Origin of the sequence: Streptomyces sp. HNM0575 (genome assembly GCF_012726265.1) — a bacterium.
GTDB lineage: Bacteria > Actinomycetota > Actinomycetes > Streptomycetales > Streptomycetaceae > Streptomyces.
In genome coordinates, this window is the sequence record NZ_JAASAG010000006.1 from 256,483 (window position 1) to 274,195 (window position 17,713).

The 17,713-nt window shown below is 69.9% G+C and carries 15 protein-coding genes; 9 read left to right on the forward strand and 6 right to left on the reverse strand.

The window, feature by feature from the left end:
- Positions 1–86 precede the first annotated feature (86 nt).
- The 3 genes from HCC61_RS16655 to HCC61_RS16665 form a co-directional block, all read right to left on the reverse strand.
- Positions 87–2,252 carry an NHLP family bacteriocin export ABC transporter peptidase/permease/ATPase subunit gene (locus HCC61_RS16655; protein WP_346777251.1) on the reverse strand — a complete coding sequence of 722 codons (2,166 nt, stop codon included), beginning with the start codon at positions 2,250–2,252 and terminating at the stop codon, positions 87–89.
- 452 nt (positions 2,253–2,704) lie between these two features.
- A complete protein-coding gene (locus HCC61_RS16660; protein ID WP_169136237.1) occupies positions 2,705–3,508 on the reverse strand; it encodes an HlyD family efflux transporter periplasmic adaptor subunit in 804 nt (267 codons plus the stop codon).
- Between the two features lie 379 nt (positions 3,509–3,887).
- Complete coding sequence (locus tag HCC61_RS16665) at positions 3,888–4,091, reverse strand: type A2 lantipeptide (protein WP_169136238.1); 204 nt, start codon at positions 4,089–4,091, stop codon at positions 3,888–3,890.
- Between the two features lie 1,144 nt (positions 4,092–5,235).
- On the opposite strand from HCC61_RS16665, the gene HCC61_RS16670 reads away from it, so the two are divergent.
- The gene (locus HCC61_RS16670) at positions 5,236–5,712 is read left to right on the forward strand and encodes a phospholipase (RefSeq protein ID WP_169136239.1); all 477 of its coding nucleotides are present in this window, start codon (positions 5,236–5,238) and stop codon (positions 5,710–5,712) included.
- Positions 5,713–5,904: 192 nt separating this feature from the next.
- Here HCC61_RS16670 and HCC61_RS16675 read toward each other — a convergent pair whose 3' ends face one another.
- The 3 genes from HCC61_RS16675 to HCC61_RS16685 all read right to left on the reverse strand — a co-directional run bounded on the left by HCC61_RS16675 (position 5,905) and on the right by HCC61_RS16685 (position 8,581).
- On the reverse strand, positions 5,905–6,138 hold the full coding sequence (locus HCC61_RS16675) for a hypothetical protein (protein ID WP_169136240.1): 234 nt from the start codon (positions 6,136–6,138) through the stop codon (positions 5,905–5,907).
- 105 nt (positions 6,139–6,243) lie between these two features.
- Positions 6,244–6,474, reverse strand: coding sequence for a CBS domain-containing protein (locus HCC61_RS16680; protein ID WP_169136241.1), 231 nt, complete (start codon positions 6,472–6,474; stop codon positions 6,244–6,246).
- A gap of 274 nt (positions 6,475–6,748) precedes the next feature.
- Positions 6,749–8,581, reverse strand: coding sequence for a bifunctional metallophosphatase/5'-nucleotidase (locus HCC61_RS16685; protein ID WP_169136242.1), 1,833 nt, complete (start codon positions 8,579–8,581; stop codon positions 6,749–6,751).
- Positions 8,582–8,906: 325 nt separating this feature from the next.
- Between HCC61_RS16685 and HCC61_RS16690 the strand changes: the two genes are divergently transcribed.
- The 8 genes from HCC61_RS16690 (at position 8,907) to HCC61_RS16725 (ending at position 17,593) form a co-directional block, all read left to right on the forward strand.
- A complete protein-coding gene (locus HCC61_RS16690; protein WP_169136243.1) occupies positions 8,907–9,728 on the forward strand; it encodes an SAM-dependent methyltransferase in 822 nt (273 codons plus the stop codon).
- A gap of 346 nt (positions 9,729–10,074) precedes the next feature.
- Complete coding sequence (locus HCC61_RS16695; protein ID WP_169136244.1) at positions 10,075–11,328, forward strand: CapA family protein; 1,254 nt, start codon at positions 10,075–10,077, stop codon at positions 11,326–11,328.
- An 832-nt stretch (positions 11,329–12,160) separates the two neighbouring features.
- Positions 12,161–13,723 (forward strand): ATP-binding protein, encoded by a 1,563-nt coding sequence (locus tag HCC61_RS16700; protein ID WP_169136245.1) that lies wholly within the window; start codon positions 12,161–12,163, stop codon positions 13,721–13,723.
- A complete protein-coding gene (locus HCC61_RS16705) occupies positions 13,720–14,124 on the forward strand; it encodes a roadblock/LC7 domain-containing protein (RefSeq protein WP_206322588.1) in 405 nt (134 codons plus the stop codon). The genes HCC61_RS16700 and HCC61_RS16705 overlap by 4 nt, the downstream gene beginning before the upstream one ends.
- Positions 14,121–14,489, forward strand: coding sequence for a DUF742 domain-containing protein (locus HCC61_RS16710; protein ID WP_169136246.1), 369 nt, complete (start codon positions 14,121–14,123; stop codon positions 14,487–14,489). The genes HCC61_RS16705 and HCC61_RS16710 overlap by 4 nt, the downstream gene beginning before the upstream one ends.
- Positions 14,461–15,069, forward strand: a complete 609-nt coding sequence (locus HCC61_RS16715) for an ATP/GTP-binding protein (RefSeq protein ID WP_169136247.1) — start codon at positions 14,461–14,463, stop codon at positions 15,067–15,069. Before HCC61_RS16710 ends, HCC61_RS16715 begins: the two co-directional genes overlap by 29 nt.
- A gap of 56 nt (positions 15,070–15,125) precedes the next feature.
- The gene (locus HCC61_RS16720; RefSeq protein ID WP_169136418.1) at positions 15,126–16,340 is read left to right on the forward strand and encodes a cytochrome P450; all 1,215 of its coding nucleotides are present in this window, start codon (positions 15,126–15,128) and stop codon (positions 16,338–16,340) included.
- Positions 16,337–17,593 carry a cytochrome P450 gene (locus tag HCC61_RS16725; RefSeq protein ID WP_169136248.1) on the forward strand — a complete coding sequence of 419 codons (1,257 nt, stop codon included), beginning with the start codon at positions 16,337–16,339 and terminating at the stop codon, positions 17,591–17,593. Before HCC61_RS16720 ends, HCC61_RS16725 begins: the two co-directional genes overlap by 4 nt.
- The last annotated feature ends 120 nt before the right edge of the window (positions 17,594–17,713 follow it).

Here is a 17,713-nt window from a genome sequence, read left to right on the forward strand (position 1 = left end):
ACTGACCGGTGTCGGTGTCCCTCTGTCCCGTGTGCTGCCCCCCGTCCGTACGGGGGTCCTCCGCGGAGCCTTCGGCGGATGCCACGTCAGTGCTCCTTGACCAGGTCTGCGTACGGGCCGCCGCGGGCCACCAGTTCCTCGTGACGGCCGCGTTCGACGACGCTGCCGTGGTCCAGCATCACGATCTCGTCGCTGTCGCGGACCGTGCTCAGCCGGTGCGCGATGACCACGCACGCGCAGCCGCGCCGCCGCAGGTTGTCGATGATGACCTGCTCGGTCTGGGCGTCGAGCGCGCTGGTCACCTCGTCCAGTACGAGGATGCTCGGCCGCCGCACCAGCGCGCGGGCGATCTCCAGGCGCTGCCGCTGCCCGCCCGAGAGGTTGCGGCCGTCCTGCTCGACGCGGCTGTGTATGCCGCCGGGCCGCCGTGTGAAGTCGTCGAGCACGGCGGCGTCGCGCAGCGCGGCGGTGACCGCCTCGTCCGGTATCGACGGGTCCCACAGCGCCACGTTGTCCCGTACGGTCCCCTCGAAGAGGAAGACGTCCTGGTCGACGAAGGAGACCGAGGCGGCCAGCGCGCTGCGGGAGATGTCCTCAAGCCGCTGCCCGTCGATGCGGATCACTCCCTCCCACGGGCTGTACAGGCCCGAAATCAGCCTGGACACCGTGGACTTGCCGCTGCCGGAGCCGCCGACGAGCGCGACCTGCCGGCCCGGTCCGACCGACAGCGAGAAGTCCGTCAGCAGCGGCTTGTCGAGCGGGCTGTAGCCGAACGTGATGCTCTCCAGGGACACATGGCCCTTGAGGCGGCGGGTGTCCGCGACGGGCTCGCGCCGAGAGTAGAGCGAGTCGACGGGGAAGTTCTCCACGTCCTTCAGCCTGGCCACGTCCGCCGCGAAGTCCTGGATGCGCCCGGCGACGCCGTTGAGCCGTGTGATGGGAGCGGTGAAGCGCGTCACGAGCGCCTGGAAGGCCACGAGCAGACCGATCGAGATGTGCCCCTCGACGGCGCGCATGCCGCCGATCAGCAGGATCATCGCGCTGTTGAGCGTCGCGAGCGTGGGCGCGACCACGGCGAGCCAGGCCGTGGGGACCCCGAGCTTCTGCTGCTCCTCCAGGGTGGTCGCGTGCTGCCCGGACCAGCGGCGGAAGTAGCCGTTCTCGCCGCCGGTGGCCTTCATCGTCTCGATCAACTGGAGGCCGGTGTAAGAGGTGTTGGTGAGCCGCGCGGTGTCGGCCCGCAGCTTCTGCGTGCCGGTGGCCCGCAGCCGTATCACCACGCGCATCGCGACGAGGTTGCCCAGCGCGATCAGCACGCCGATCACGGTCAGCTGCGGGTCGTACGTCCACAGCAGCACCGCGTAGAGGATGACGACGACGGCGTCGACGCCGGCCGCGGCCAGGTCGCGGGAGAGCGTCTCGGCGACGGTGTCGTTGGACTGGAGCCGCTGCACCAGGTCGGCGGGGCTGCGCTGCGCGAAGAACGTGACGGGCAGGCGCAGCAGATGCCGGAAGAAGCGGGCGCTGCTGAGCGTCGAGGAGATGATGCGCCCGCGCAGCAGGTTCGCCTGCTGGAGCGCGGTCAGCACGGCCGTGAGCAGGACCATCGCGCCCATCGAGCCGAACAGCACGCCCAGCAGCGACGTCTGGTCCCCGATCAGGAACATGTCGATGTACGTGCGGCTCAGCGCGGGCACCGCGGCGCCCACGCCCACCAGCAGCAGGCTGGCGAGCAGCGCGGCCAGCATCGTGCCGGTGGTGCGGCGCAGCCTCGCCGGCATGGCGCTCATGAAGCCGGGGCGCTTGCCGCCGCGGCGGAAGTCCTCGCCGGGCTCGAAGGTGAGGACGACGCCGGTGAAGCTGGTGTCGAACTCCTCCATGGGCACGAAACGGCGGCCCTTGTCGGGGTCGTTGATGTGTACGCCGCGACGGCCGAGGCGCCGTCCCATCCCCTCGTAGACGACGTAGTGGTTGAACTCCCAGAACAGGACGGCGGGCGCCGGCACCTCCGCGAGGGCCGCCGGCTCCATCTGCATGCCCTTGGCGGTCAGGCCGTAACTGCGGGCGGCCTTCAGGAGGTTGCTGGCGCGCGAGCCGTCGCGGGAGACGCCGCAGGCGATGCGCAGCTCTTCGAGGGGCACGTGCCGGCCCCAGTGGCCGAGGACCATGGACAGCGCGGCGGCGCCGCACTCGACGGCCTCCATCTGGAGCACGGTGGGCGTGCGGATGGTCCGGTACTTGGGCTTCGGTATCTGCTGCGGCGGTGTGGGTCCGTCGCCTCCGCCGGTGCGGTGCTTGCCGCTGTTCCTGGGGCCCGCCTTGGCGGCGGACCTGTCGCCGGACCTGTCGCCTGACTTGTCAGCGGGCTTGTCGCCGGACCTGGCGCCGCCCGGGCGGTGCCGTCTGCGGCCGGGCGGCGGGAGGCGGTTCCGGCCGTCGCCGTCGCCGTCGGTACCGGCGTCGGGGCGCGTGCCCGCGTCCGGGGTGCGGGGCTCGGGCGCCGGCGCCTTCCGGCCGGACTTCGCGGCGGACCTGCCGGACTTCGCGGGCCTGCCGGGCTCGGCCGAACCGGCGGGCTGCTTACGGGACTTGGCGGGGTTGGCGGGCGACTTGGCGGGCTTCGCGGACCCGGCCGCCCTGCCCGCCCTGCCCTTCCTGGAGGACGGGGCCGCGTCGGCCTGCTTGCCGGGCTTCTGCCGCGGGCTCACGGGAGCAGCCAATCGACGGGACGCTGCGGAGGCTGGTGTATCGCGCCGTCGGTGATCGTCAGCGATTCGAGCCGGTACGGTGGGCCCTTCTCGGAGGACCACTTGTAACCGGACTTCGTCGACGCCGACTTCTCCAGCTCCACCAGGACCGGCACGGGCTGGCCGTCCTTGGTGAACTGCGCCGCCAGCCTGTCGTCGCCGAGGAATCCGCTGATCTGCTGCCGGGTCTGCGCCCGGCCGACGGCCTTGACCTTGCCGCGCAGCACTCCGTACTCGTCGGTGGGCGCCGACTGCACCGTCAGGTCGACGGCGGCGCCGGGGGAGACCGTGGAGCCGCCGCTGCCCGAGACGTACAGCATCGCGACGAGCGGCTCGTCGGCACGCTCGATGCGTTCGACCGTCGCCACGTCCTTGCCCGGTGTGATCACCGAGCCGATCTTCGCCGTCATCGACGTCATGCGGCCCGGGGCGACCGTGCGAACTGCCCTGTATCCGGTGTCGGTTCGCACCTTCAGCACGGGTGTACGGGGCGGGAGCATGCGGCCCTCCTCGGCCAGCACCTGCACGACCTGGCCCGAGACGGGGCTCTGGAGCACGTAGCTGCCCTTGGAGTGGGTGAGGACGCCGGGAGCGTCGAGCTTGCCCGAGACCTTGCCGGTGATGGCCCAGTACGCCGCACCGGCCATCACGAGCACGGTGACGAGCAGCACGAGCCAGCCCTGCGGGCGCGCGAAGCGCACGGGCAGGTCGAGTTCCTCGGGGGATTGCAGCTTGGAAAACGCCTTCTGCCGGAACTGCACGGGGCTATTCCCTCAACTGCGTTCGTCGCTTTCGGGCATGACGCTTCCTTCGGGGCGGCGCATGGACGCCGTCCACTTCACATCGGCTTCATCGGCGGACGGGCGGGCACGGGCCGGGGGAACGGCCGGGTATGGCGCCGCCGTACGCAGACGGTAATTCGTGGGCGGTACTCCGGGGAGTGTACTCCGGAGAGTGTGCGGACTTCCGGGACAGGTCCTTCACAACGCTTCACAAAAGCGTTTCACGACTGTCCCGTACACATCCGTAAGCCCCGGAACAAGGGGGTTCCGGGGCTCACTTCACCCCACTGGGATTCGGATGCGCCGGGCGGTGCGGGGTGTGCACTGCTGGCCCCGCCGCCCGGCAGCAGGCATCGCCTCAGAGACCGGCGACACCGGTGATCTGGGAGGTGTCGACGCCGGTCAGGCCGGAGGCAACGCCGTTCACGGTGTTGGCGGTCTCGGAAACCGGGGCGACGGAGTCCGCGGTGCTCACAGCGGTGCCGACGACCGAGCCGAGGACGCCACCCGAAACGTTGTCCAGGTCGTTGTCGGAAATCTCGCGGGTCTCAATGAAGTCCATGAGTTGAGCTTCCCTTCGCTTGCTCTGGTGTTCTCAATAGCATCGGCCGGCTCGGGGAAAGCCGTCCGGCCGTACGAGCGGTCGTCTGATGCCCGAGAACGGGAACCATTCGTTCAACTTCCGCGTCAGGGCCCGATCAAAGCACGTGTACGCGCTGCCGGGCCACTCGTCCGTGTGCTCGTCAGGCGCCGATAAGGGCCCTCGACTTCGCCGAGGTGTAGCCGTGTGCACGAATTCGTGGCGAAGCCTTCACTTGTCACTCCGGCCGTGTCCGCACTCTGGAACACGGCGGTGCGCCCCAATTGGACAATCCCGCCCCAAGTCCACCGCACGGCAAGCACGCCCCCGTACGCCCCGGTGTCCATGTGCCGTCCTTACGGACCAGTTGTGCAGGTTCGCTGAATTCAGTTTCGGTGCAGTGGAGTTGCTCCCGCCTGCGCGGTCTGACCTGCGGCTGCGGGCTCTGTGAAGGGGCTCTGCACGGACGGTGACTCAAGGTAGCCGGAGAATTCCGCACCGAAGTCCCCTCGTATCAGAGGCACTTAAGGAAGGGTAAGGGCGAAATGACCCCTTCGAATGCCGGGACGTGAACGGGCGGGGCGATGCGGTCATGGAGGCATGCATCGGAATTTCGCGGGCTCGGGTGGGTGTGCGGAGGTCCGCTGCGGGCGCTCAACTGCGGTGGAGCCGCGAGCTCGTGAGCCGGTGTCAGCGTGGCTCCCCTCGGGACCCCTCCGGGCCGGCAGGGCGACCCGCGGCATATATCCCCAACAGCGCACGAAGTCCAGTAAATCGACGGATCGTGCTGAACCGTGACGATCGCAGGGCGAGTTCGTTGACCCTGTGCAGGCTGGTAGTGGGTTCCCCCACGTTGGCAATCGGGGCCCCGGGTTCGCCCGGGGCCCCGGTCTGTGTGCGGACCCGTCCCGGTCCGCCCCCACCACGGCTCCGGATGCGACGGACCGCGACCGCACGCGGCGCCGACCGCGTACCACGTCCTCGGCCCCGCCACCGGCGAGTTGAGTCGACGGCAGAACTTCTGCGCACGCGGCTATTTGACAAGCGCTTGTTCTGTCATGCTCATGATTCGAAAAGTTCCGCAAGTCCGATGTTCCGGACCACCTCTCCCCCACGGAGGTACGAAATGCGTCGAAGACTCGCCGCGGGCGTCATCGTCTCGTCCACGGCTCTCCTCGCCGTCCTCGGCACCGCGACAACCGCTGTCGCGGACCCGGCGGACAAACCCCAGGTGCTCGCGAGCTGGACCCAGACCGACGCGGGAAGCCAGAACGCCTTCCTCGCCGCAAGGGCCGACCAGGGCGCTTGGGCCGACTACAACTTCGACTGGTCGACCGACGTCTGCTCCTCGTCACCTGACAACCCGTTCGGCTTCCCCTTCGAGAACGGGTGCATACGGCACGACTTCGGCTACCGCAACTACAAGGCGCAGGGCACCTTCGAGGCCAACAAGGACCGCATCGACAGCGCCTTCTACGAAGACCTCAAGCGCGTGTGCACCCAGTACGACGGTGCGACCAAGAAGTCCTGCGACGGCCTCGCATGGACCTACTACCAGGCCGTGGTGATCCTGGGCGTCAAGAAGGGCAGCCCGGTCGGCTGACGGCGCCGCCGGGCGGAGCGCCACGCACACGCGCCCGCTCCGACCCGCACACCGGCGCACATCCACGTACACGCTCTTCGTCCGCACACAGCTGCGCGGGACGCCGCCGGAAGGACGGGCGTCCCGCGCACTCGTGCCGTCCCGCCGCCGGGGCCCGTACGCGCCGGGCCCGCGCGCGGCGGGGACGGACCGTCAGACGTGGTCCGCGAGTTCCATGCGCCCCTGCATACGGGCGCAGCTCGCGCAGCAGAAGAAGCGGCCCTCGGCCTCGAGGCCGTGACCCAGGATGCGGCAGCCGCAGTTCTCACAGATCGGCGCCATCTTCTGCGCGGCACATTCGAAGCTGTCGAAGGTGTGCACCGCGCCTGCCGCCCGTACCTCGAAGGCGGCCTCGTAGTCGTTCCCGCAGACCTCGCATACGGCCATCTCAAGCTCCTCGCATGATGTGGATGGGGTGGGCTGGACTCGGTCGGTGGAGAGGACTGACGGGCTGACGGCCGGCCGTACGGGGACGGGGAGTCCGGGGACCGGTCAGTCGCTGGAGAGGGCCTCGACGAGGTCGCCGGTCCCGGGGTGCGGCATCGACCTGGCGACGTCGGCGACGTCCCGGTCCGTGACCACGCCCTTGATCTTGCTGTCCGGGCCGCAGACCGGGAGGGCGCCGACACCCGTCCTCGTCATTATTCGGGCGGCGCCGGCGGCCGACTGGTCCGTCCGTACGCAGTCGGCACCCGGGCTCACAACTTCTCGTGCAGTGGTCATGCGACAGGCTCCTCGACGGCTTCTCGGGCGGTGGCACGGCGATCCGCTCCGGCGCGCCCGGCACGGAGAACCGCGCCGTGGCCGCAGCGGGTAGCACGTTCCCGCCGGCTCAAACCCCGGCAAAGGGGGGCGCAGCGGGCGGCCGAGCCCCCTCCCGTACGTCGCCGTGCCCCTCCTCCCGGACACACGGCAGCGCCCCGCCCGGCGGGGGTGGGCCCCCACCCGGCAGGGCGCTGCCTGTGCGCACGCGCCGCACGCAGGCGGCCGGTGCGCGTTACTTCCCGACGACCTCGATGCGGTCCGCCTTCGGCGGCTTCAGCGGGTCGGACTTCGAGGAGTGCTCCTTGAAGTACGCCTCCAGCGCCTCCAGATCGGACTTGCCGACGAGCTTGTCCTTGCCGTCCTTGAAGACGGGGAAGCCGTCGCCGCCGCCCGCCAGGAACTCGTTCATCGCGACCCGGTACGTCTTGTCCGGGTCGAGCGCCTTGCCGTCCAGCTTCACCGAGTCCGCCACGACCCGGTCCTTGCCGGACTTGGACATGTCGAGCTTGTAGCCGAAGCCGCCGGAGACCTGGAGGATCTTCGGGGACTTCTCGTTCGCCCCGCTGACCTGCTGCTGGAGAGCGGTGATCAGCTGCTTACCGGTGAGGTCGATCGCCGCCATCATGTTGGTGAACGGCTGCACGTTGAAGCCCTCGCCGTACGTCACTACGCCGTCGCCCTCCTCCTCCGAGGCCTTGTAGACGAGGTCGGAGCGGATGCCTCCGGGGTTCATCAGGGCGAGCTGGGCGCCGCCCTTGTCCTCGGGCTTCATGAACTCCAGCTGGGCGTCGCCGATCACGTCGCCCAGCGGCGACTCGGGGGTCTCGGCGCCGCGGCCGTCGATGTCGTCGGAGATGTAGCCGATCGGCCTGTTGGCCACGGGCTCGGCCAGCTTGCCCCAGTGCTGGACGAGCGCCGTCATGTCCTTGGCCTTGGTCTGCTTGCGGCTGACGACGTGGTTGGCGCTCTTCACCTTCGTACGGACGATGTCGCCGCTGCGGCGGTCGTAGGTCAGCGTGGTGTCCGTGTAGAGCTTGCCGAAGGACGAGGCCGAGGTGACGGTGCGCGCGTGGCCCGAGGGGTCCGGGATCGTGCACGCGTAGGCCTCGTGGGTGTGGCCGGTGACCAGCGCGTCCACCTTGGGGCTGATGCCCTTGGCGATGTCGGTGATCGGGCCGGAGAGGCCGTCGCCGTTGCCGGGGCTGTCGCAGTCGTAGTTGTACTCGGGCTTCGCGGGCAGGCCGCCCTCGTGGATGAGCGCGACGATGGACTTCACGCCCATCTTGTCGAGCTTCTTGGCGTACTTGTCGACGGTCTTGATCTCGTCGTGGAACTTCAGCCCCTTGACGCCCTCTTCGCTCACGATGTCCGGGGTGCCTTCGAGCGTGACGCCGATGAAGCCGATCTTCACGCCCTTCTTCTTCCAGACCGTGTACGGCTTGAGGATCGGGCGCCCGGTCTTCTCGTCCGTCACGTTCGCGGCGAGGTAGGGGAAGTCGGAGCCCTTGAAGACCTTGCCGTCCTCGGAGCAGCCGTCCTTGGGGTGACAGCCGCCGTCCTGTAGGCGCTTCAGCTCCTCGCGGCCCTCGTCGAACTCGTGGTTGCCGACGCCCGCGACGTCCAGGTCCATCTTGTTGAACGCCTCGATGGTGGGCTCGTCGTGGAAGAGCCCGGAGATCAGAGGGCTCGCGCCGACCAGGTCGCCCGCGGCGGCGGTGACGGTGTACGGGCTCTTCTTACGGGCCTTGCGCAGGGACGTCGCCAGATACTCGGCACCGCCCGCGGCCACCTTCTCCGTGGAGCCGTCCGGCTTCTGCCGTGACACCTCGCCGGAGGACCCGGCGGGCGGCTCGAGGTTGCCGTGGAAGTCGTTGAAGGACAGCAACTGCACGTCGACCGTGCGTCCTTGGGCGTGCTGCCCCTTGCCCTGCCCGTCGCGGGCGGCGGCGCCGCTCTCCGCGCCGGCGGGCAGCGCCGCGGCGAGCACGCCGACTGCGGCGGCCAGCGCGGCGGCGCCGGTGGTCAACCGGCTCAGGCGTCTGCGCCGTTGAGGTTTCACGGTCATCGAGGGTCCCCTTCCTGGACTGCGCGAGCGCTGGCAGCCTACGGTCAACGCGCGTAGTGCGTCAGGAGTGCTGCGGTAACGACAGGGTTGCGGGCAGTGGAGCGGCCGGTGGCGCACGTCCTTTGCGGCGCTCCCGTGCCGCCCGGCCCTGATTCCCCGACTCCCTTGTGCCGCTTGCGACTTGGGGCTCACCCGGCCATCGCAGTCCGCGGTTCGGAGCGGCTAATGTCGGCGTACATCCGCGCGCACGGCGTGAGGCGGTGCCCGCCGGGGGCGCGGCCCGCGCCGTCCGTCCGGCAGGGCAGCGGCAGGGCAGGGGGTCACAGTGAGCATCGACGGACCGGAGCGCCGTACGGCCGAGGACGTACAGCAGAGGATCGACACGTCCGTCCCGCACACCGCGCGGGTGTGGAACTACTGGCTGGGCGGCAGGGACAACTACGAGGTCGACCGGAGAACCGGCGACCAGATCCGCCGACTTCACCCGGGCATCGGCGAATACGCCCGCGCCGACCGGCGGTTCCTCGGACACGCGGTCGCGCACATGGCGGGCGAGCTCGGCGTGCGGCAGTTCCTCGACATCGGCACGGGCCTGCCGACCGCCGACAACACGCACGAAGTGGCCCAGCGGGCGGCGCCCGGGAGCCGCATCGTGTACGTGGACAACGACCCGATCGTGCTCGTACACGCGCAGGCGCTGCTCACCAGCACACCCGAGGGCAGGACCGCCTATCTCGACTGCGACCTGCGCGATCCCGGCCGCATCCTCGAACGGGCCGCGGAGACCCTCGACTTCAGCCGTCCCGTGGCGCTGATCCTGCTCGGCGTGGTCATCTTCATCGAGGACGACGAGGACTCGTACGGACTGGTGCGCCGGCTCATGGACGGCCTGCCCTCCGGCAGCCTCCTCGCCCTCTCCCACACCGTCACCTCCCCCGCGATGCCCGACGTGGACAAGGCCGTCGCCTTCTGGAACGCCAACGGGACGCCGAAGCTCACCCAGCGCACCCCCGCGCAGGTCGAGCGCTACTTCGACGGGCTGGAGCTGCTGGAGCCCGGGGTGGTGCCGTGCTCGCGCTGGCTGCCGGGTGAGCTGCTGGACGCGCCGGAGGTGGCGATGTACGGGGGCGTCGGCCGCAAGAGGTAGGGCGCTCGCGCGCCCGCTCCCCCGCCGCAACCGCCGCGGTGCTCCCGGCTGCCCCGGCCTCCGGTCCCGCGCCGCGCCCGCGGCCTCCGGTCCCGCGCCGCGCCCGCGGCCTCCGGTCCCGCGCCGCGCCCGCGGCTTCCGGCTCCGTGCCGTGCCCGGTCCCGGGTGAATCTCCGGGACTCGTGGATCTCCGTATGTCCGTCGGCCCCGTCCCCGGCCGGGCAGGCCGCCGCGAGGGCCGGGCGGGCGGACGGGCTGGGCCGTATGGACGTGACATCGCGCGACGTGCGGTGATGCCCCATATATCTGGGTTTGTCGACTTTCCCTGAGAAAGCGAGAGCCCACCATGAGCACGTACATACGTCAGGCCGCCGTCGTCGCCGCCACGACGCTGCTGCTGGGGACCGTCGCAGGCTGCGGCGGCCGGTACGTACACGGGCAGCGCGACGAGCGCCGCGACGACGCCGCTGCGAAGAGCGAGGCGTCCGCGGCGTCCGCACAGCGGCCGTTCACCCTGGTCGCCACGGGCGACGTCCTCTCCCACGACTCGGTGATACGCCAGGCCCGCACCGACGCGGCCGGCTCCGGCTACGACTTCCGCAAGATGCTCGCCGGCGCCAAGTCCCTCGCGTCCGGCGCCGACTTGGCGATATGCCACATGGAGACCGTCTACGGCCGCTCCGGCGGCCCCTTCACCGGATACCCGGCCTTCAAGACGCCCCCGGACGTCGCCTCGGCCCTCAAGGACACCGGCTACGAGAGCTGTTCGTCCGCCTCGAACCACTCCATGGACGACGGCGTCGACGGCGTACGCCGCACCATCACCGCCATGGACCGCGCGGGGCTCAAGCACGCCGGGTCCGCCGCCTCCGCCCGCGCACACGGCCGTACGACGATGATGAAGGCCGGCGGCGCGAAGGTCGCCCAACTCGCCTACACCTACGGCACGAACGGCATACCCGTGCCGAAGAACAAGCGCTGGGCGGTCAACCTCATGGACCCGGACCGGATCATCGCGGACGCGCGCGCGGCGCGGCGTGCCGGTGCCGACATCGTGGTGACCAGCATGCACTGGGGCACCGAGTGGCAACAGACGCCCGACAGCAGGCAGAAGAAGCTGGCGAAGAAGCTCACCGGCTCCCGCGACCGCAGCGGGCGCAAGGACATCGACCTCATCATCGGCACGCACGCGCACGTGCCGCAGCCGTACGAGAAGGTCAACGGCACATGGGTCGTCTACGGGATGGGCGACCAGCTCGCCGGGAAGATGGACGACCCGCGCGGCTCGATGAGTTCGGCGGCCCGGTTCACCTTCGTGCCGCCCGAGGGCGGAAAGCCGGCGGCGGCCGGGACCGCGGCGCACCGCGACGCGAAGTCCGGCAAGCGCGCGGGGAACCGCGGACGGCAGGGCGAATGGACCGTGAAGAAGGCGGAGTTCGTTCCGTTCTTCGTCCAGACCTCGCCGCGCATCAGCGTCGTCGACCTCAGCCAGGAGAACGCCCGTGACGCGGGCGCCGGACGGGCCGAGGCGTTCCGCACCATCCGCGAGTCGGTCCTCAGCAGGGGCGCCGCGAAGCAGGGCCTGCGCATGGGGCGTTGAGACGCAGCACCACGGCGTGCGCCCGGCGGACCGCATGAGCCGCCGGGCGCCGTCATGAGGACTGCCCGGGCTTCCGCCCCCCGCGGGCGGTGCGCCCGCCTCCGGAGCCGGGGGTGTCAAGCGGAGCAGGGGCCTGTCCCGCACCTTCGACGGAGGCCGAATCAGCCGCCGCGGCAGCGGAGTTGGAGAACCCCCGGGTCGTCAGGTCGTCAGGCCACCTTCCGGAGTCTTCCGTCCGGATCCTGTTATGACTGATCTGACCTGAACGAAGTGTGTTCCGGGCTAATCCGAGGTTTCCGCTGTTTCTGTCTTTCCTCTTGTTTCTCTCGGTGGTCCGCTGTCGGCGGGGTGGGGAGAATTGTTCCTTTTGGGGCGCGGATTCCTGCGGGCAAAGTCGCTGGGATAAGCCGTGCCCGGTGCGTTCGCGGCCAATGCCGGGCATCACTGTTCCTTCCGCTCACCAGCGGCGAAGGGGAATGCGAAGACTTCGTACGAGACCGGAAGATGTTCCCGGGAGGCGCGCGTGCGGGCCGTCGGCCATTGATGCGTCAACGAAATGGCGTGATGCGTGCGGCGCGGAGAAAGCCCAGGTCAGTGCCGTTCGGAAAGAGTACGGACGGACTGCTTGCCGATACTTGTCGCAGGCCTTCAGGTTCCTTCTTCTTCGGCTTCCCACGCAGGGTGACTGCATCTACACTGACGCGTCGTCAACCGGCTCCACTTCTCATCGATATGTGAAAGCTGCGGTCAACTATTGAGTACCGAATCATTAAGCGGACGGTCGGGGTTCAGACGCCAGACGGTGTGGCCCGCCGCCCTTTTACTCGCCGCTGTGGCGGTCATCGCGCAGATGGTCAGCTGGTGGACCCGGTCCCCCGCCGTGATGGCGAGCGGATCCGTCGCGGCCGTGGGGCTGCTGGCCTGCCTGCCCCACCTGTGGCGGATGCACCGTGAGGACATAGACAACGCCGCCCGCAGTGAGGAGCGGGCCGAGCAGACCAAGCGCGCCGCCGACGCCCAGGTGTCCTCGGAGAGGGCGCGCCTGACGGAACAGTGGCAGCAGTGGTCGCAGTCGCAGTTCGAGGCCTTCCATGACTCCGTCGAGGCCTGGGCCCGCGATCTGCGGACCCTGCTCACGGAGCGGCGCAGGCCCGACTCCTCCTTCCCCAGCCTGAGTCCGCAGACGGCGAAGGTGCTCACCAGCGCGCTCGACGAGGTGGACGAAGAGCTCATCGACGTCCAGGACGCCTGTGAGCACGCGATCGTCTTCCTCGCACAGCGGCTCCAGACGGGCGGTCTCCAGATCCAGGAGAAGGCCGGCGGCCTCACCGAGCGCCCCGAGCCCGGACTGCCCGAACTCGGCATCGAGATCGACCACTTGGCGACGACCTTCGCCCACCACGCCCAGAGCCTGCGCATCCTCGGCGGCTCGTGGACCGGCCAGCAGTGGCAGGACACGGTTCCCCTCACGGACATCGTCCGTGCGGCGGGCGGTCAGATCACCGACTACCAGCGCGTGGTGATCGGCGGCGAACCCGACCTGGGCGTCAAGGACTTCGCGGCCGAATGGCTCATCCACCTCGTCGCCGAGCTCCTCGGCAACGCGACGACCTACAGCCCCAGGAGCAAGGAGGTCACAGCGCAGCTTGAGGCCGTGCCGTCGGGGGCGGTCATCCAGATCGACGACCGCGGAACGGGCATGACCGAGGCCCGTCTCCAGAAGGCCCTCGAACTGGTCGCGGGCCCGCGCGACACCAGCATCCGCGATCTTCAGACCCCGCAGATCGGGCTGGCGGTCGTCGGGAACATCGCACGCCGGCTCAACATCAGGGTGAGCCTGGGACGTTCGCCGTACGGGGGCATCCGGGCCGTCGTGCTCGTGCCCATGGACCTCCTCGAAGCGATCGACCCGGTGTACACGATGCCCGTACCGGAAGGCACCGCCGGGCCGGCGGCCGAAGAAGAGCGGCCCCTGCGAGCGGAACGCGACGAGAGCCCCCTCGCCGCACCGTCCCGGGTGGCGCCGGAGTCCCTGCCGTCCCGGAAGCCCGCCGCCGCGCAGTCCTCCGCGTCCGCGCCGTCCTCCGCGTCCTCCGATCCGGCGCCTGCCGCGGACCCCGCGTCCGTGCTCGCGTCCGAGCCGTCCGGGGCGTCCGAGCCGTCCGAGTCCGCGACGTCCCCCTCGGACCAGCCGTCCCCGGCCGTGGGGCTGCCCAGGCGCCGTTCGCCGCGGCACACCGCCTCCGCGGCTCCCGTCGAAGCGCAGCAGACCGGCGCGGACAGCGAAGAAGACCCGGAAGCCGCCGCTTCCTTCATGAGCTCCTTCGTGCTGGGGGGCCGGACCTCTTCGCCCGATGATGAAACCGATTCGCCCCAGGGGGACGACGACCGATGAGTCACGAAGCAGCCGCGTACGACCAGTCCTGGATGCTCAGTGACGTAGCTGATGTCCCCGGCGTCCAGCACGCGGTGGTACTCAGCGCCGACGGTCTGGTCCGCGCCCGTACCCGCGATCTCGGCGTCGACGAGGCCGACACGCTCGCCGCGGCGGCGGCCGGGCTCCAGTCGCTGGGCACCAGCCTGGCGGGGCGCTTCGGCGAGGGCGGGCTGAAGCAGCACATGGTCGAGTGGAAGGGCGGTTTCCTCTTCCTGCGGGGCGCGGGGGACGGATCCAGGCTCGCGGTGATCACCAGCAACAAGGTCGATCCGGGTGTCATCGCCTCTCAGATGGTGCTCCAGGTCCAGCGGTTCGGCGACTACCAGTCCAGTCCGCCGAGGAGGCGCTCGGTAACGTGACCGGACCGAGAGGACCGAGAAGGGGACCTGTACGCCCCTACGTGCTGACCCGCGGGCGTGCCCGGCCTCGTCAACGGCTGGCCGTGGAGACGCTGCTCGAAACCGTCGACCCCGAAGGCAGTGGTCTCCCGGTGACCGCGAGCCGGCAGGAACGGATGCTGTGGCGGATGTGCCGCCACAGACTCTCGGTGGCGGAGTCCGCCGCGCACCTGGGCCTGTCGGTCAGCGTCGTCACGATCCTCGCCTGCGACCTGATCGAAGCCGGATACCTGACCACACGTTCCCAGGTGCCGAAGGCGCAGCTTCCCGACGTGCACATACTCCAAGAGGTACTTGATGGACTCCGCAGACAACTCAGCGCCTGAAGGGCGCTATCTGGCCCCGACCGTCGACCAGGCACTGAAGATCCTCGTCGTCGGCGCGTTCGGGGTCGGCAAGACCACGCTGGTGGGAAGCGTCAGCGAGATAGACCCGCTGCGCACGGAGGAGACCATCACCCAGGCCAGTACGGGGGTCGACGACCTCTCCGGTCTCTCGGGGAAGTCGGCCACGACCGTGGCCATGGACTTCGGGCGTATCACCCTCAACTCCCGAATGGTCCTCTACCTCTTCGGCACGCCGGGGCAGCGGCGCTTCTGGGACCTGTGGGAGGGTCTGGTCATCGGCTCGATCGGCCTGCTGGTCGTCATCGACACCCGCAGGATCGAGGACAGCTTCGAGATCCTCGACCAACTCGACCTGCGCAGCCTTCCGTTCGCCGTCGCGATCAACCAGTTCCCGGACTCGGCCCGCTACGAGGACGACGAGCTGCGGGACGCCCTCGATCTGCTCCCGGAGACGCCGCTCATCCATCTCGACGCCCGCAACCGCCATTCGTCGACGGAGGCACTGATCACCCTCGTCGAGTACGCCGCCCGTATCAAGGCCCAGGAGAAGGTCGCGTGACCACACCCGCACCCCCGCGCACATACGGCTCAGAAAAGCTCGTATCGCTCACGGAGATCACCCAGTCCAGAGACCCGCACCGCATCTACCACCAACTCCGCCTCCAGCACGGCCCGGTGGCGCCCGTCGAGCTGGAGCCCGGCGTGCCCGGCTGGCTGGTGATGGGCGTCGACCAGCTGCGCATCATCACCGAACGCGAGGCCCTCTTCTCCCGCGACGCCCGCAACTGGCGGGACCTCAACGACGGCATCGTCTCGCCGGACTCCGGGCTGCTGCCGATGATGGCCTACCGGCCCAACGTCATCGGCGCCGACCAGCAGGAGCACAGGCGCCTGCGGCAGCCCCTGGACGACGGCGTCGGACGCATCAACCACCGTGCGCTCCGCCGCCAGGTGCAGCGGATCTGTGGCGAACTCATCGGCCACTTCTCCCAGTCGGGCCGCGCGGACCTCGTCGCCGACTACGCGGCCTACGTCCCCATGCTGGCCGTCGCGAGCCTCTTCGGCCTCGACACCCGCCAGGGCCACGAGCTGCGTGCCGCGCTGATCGCGCTGTTCAGCAGCCAGACGGACTCGCAGGTCGGCAACCGCAGCTTCGAGCAGATCCTCTTCGACACCCTGCGGGAGCGGCAGGCGAACCCCACGGACGATCTGACGACCGCCCTGATGAACCACCCCAACCTCCAGGACGATCCCGAAGTCCTCCAGTCCATGGTGGTGATGATCTCCGCGGGGAACGAGACGACCACCTGCTGGATCGCCCACACGCTCTACCGGATGATCACGGACACCTCCTTCGACGACCGGCTGCGCAGCGGCCAGCTCGGCGTGGACGACGCCCTCGACGAGGTGCTGTGGCGCGAACCGCCGATGACGCACATGCCCGCGCGGTACGCGCTGCGCGACATCGAGCTCGGCGGCCAGGCCATCCGCCACGGCGACGTCCTCATCCTCGGGCTCTCCGCGGCCAATTCGGACCCGGCCCTCGCGCCCGAGGGCACCCGCCCCCACAACAACCGCGCGCACATGGCCTATTCGGCCGGGCCGCACATGTGCCCGGCGCAGGACACCTCGCGCGTGATCACCCGTACCGCCGTGGACACCGCGCTGCATCTGCTGCCCGGTCTGCGGCTCACCGTCACACCCGGCGAGATCAGCTGGAACCCCAGCCCGTGGACCCGCTGCCCGACGCAGCTGCCCGTCGCATTCGCCGTACCGCACGAAATCCGCACCACGCCCGCAGCCGCCCGCCCGACTGGAGAATCCGCATGACGGCAGAACAAGCACCGTCCACATCCGGCGTACCGACGCTCGCGCTCGACCCGTACGGCCGCGACCACCAGGGAGAGGCCGCGACACTGCGCGGGCTGGGACCGGTGGTCCGGGTGCAGCTGCCGGGCGACGTCGAGGCGTGGAGCGTCACGCGCCACGACCTGCTCAACCAGCTCGTGATGGACCCGCGCATCTCCAAGGACTGGCACAACTGGGGTGCCATGGAGCGCGGTGAGATCCCCGACGACTGGCCGCTGATCGGCATGGTCAAGGTCACCAACATGGTCACCGCGGACGGCGCGGAGCACCGCCGGCTGCGCAAGCTCGTCAGCCAGACCTTCACGGCACGCCGTGTGGAGGACCTGCGTCCCGGCACGGAGGAGATCGTCGCGAACCTCCTGGACGCGCTGCCCTCGCACGCCGACCAGGACGGCACCGTCGACCTGCGCAAGCACTTCGCCTACCCCGTGCCGATGCAGGTGATCAGCGACCTCTTCGGCATCCCGGACCACGAGCGTCCCGAACTGCGCGAAGCGGTGGACAAGATCTTCCGCAGCGACCTCTCGCCCGAGGTCGTCGGCGCCAACCAGATCGCCGTCTACCAGCTGCTCGCCCGGGTCGTCGAACTCCGCGGCAAGGAACGCGGCGACGACCTCACCAGCGCCCTGATCTCCGCCCGCGAGGCCGAGCCGGACGCGCTCACGCAGGAAGAACTCGTGGGCACGCTCCTCGTGATGCTCTCCGCCGGGCACGAGACCACCCTCAGCCTCATCGTCAACGCCGTACGGGCCCTGCTCACGCACCCCGACCAACTCGCCCTCACCAGGGGCGAGGAGGACATGTGGCCCGCGGTCGTCGAGGAGACCCTGCGGTGGGAGGCGCCCATCGGCAACTTCCCCTTCCGCTATCCGACGGAGGACATCGAGGTCGCCGGCATCACCATCCCCAAGGGCGACCCGATCATGGCCCCGTACAGCGCGGTCGGCAGGGACGCACAGCAGCACGGCCCGGACGCGGGCAGCTTCGACATCGCCCGCGAGCAGGCACGCCACCTCGCCTTCGGGCACGGCGCGCACGCGTGCCTCGGAGCGCCGCTGGCCCGCCTGGAGGGCACCATCGCGCTCCGTGAACTCTTCGCGCGCTACCCGGACATGATCCTGGGGGCCGTACCGGGCACCCTTGAGCCGGTGCCGTCGATGTTCTCCAACAGCGTCACCACGCTGCCGGTACGCCTGGGGCGGCCGGCGAGCTGACGTGACCGAGGGGGAGCGGCGCGGGCGGTGGGCGGAAAGCCGCACCGCCGTCCGCGTCCGGCCGCCGCCGTAGCCGGCCGGAACCGTACGGGGAGGGGAGCAGGGGCCCGGACGCGCAGT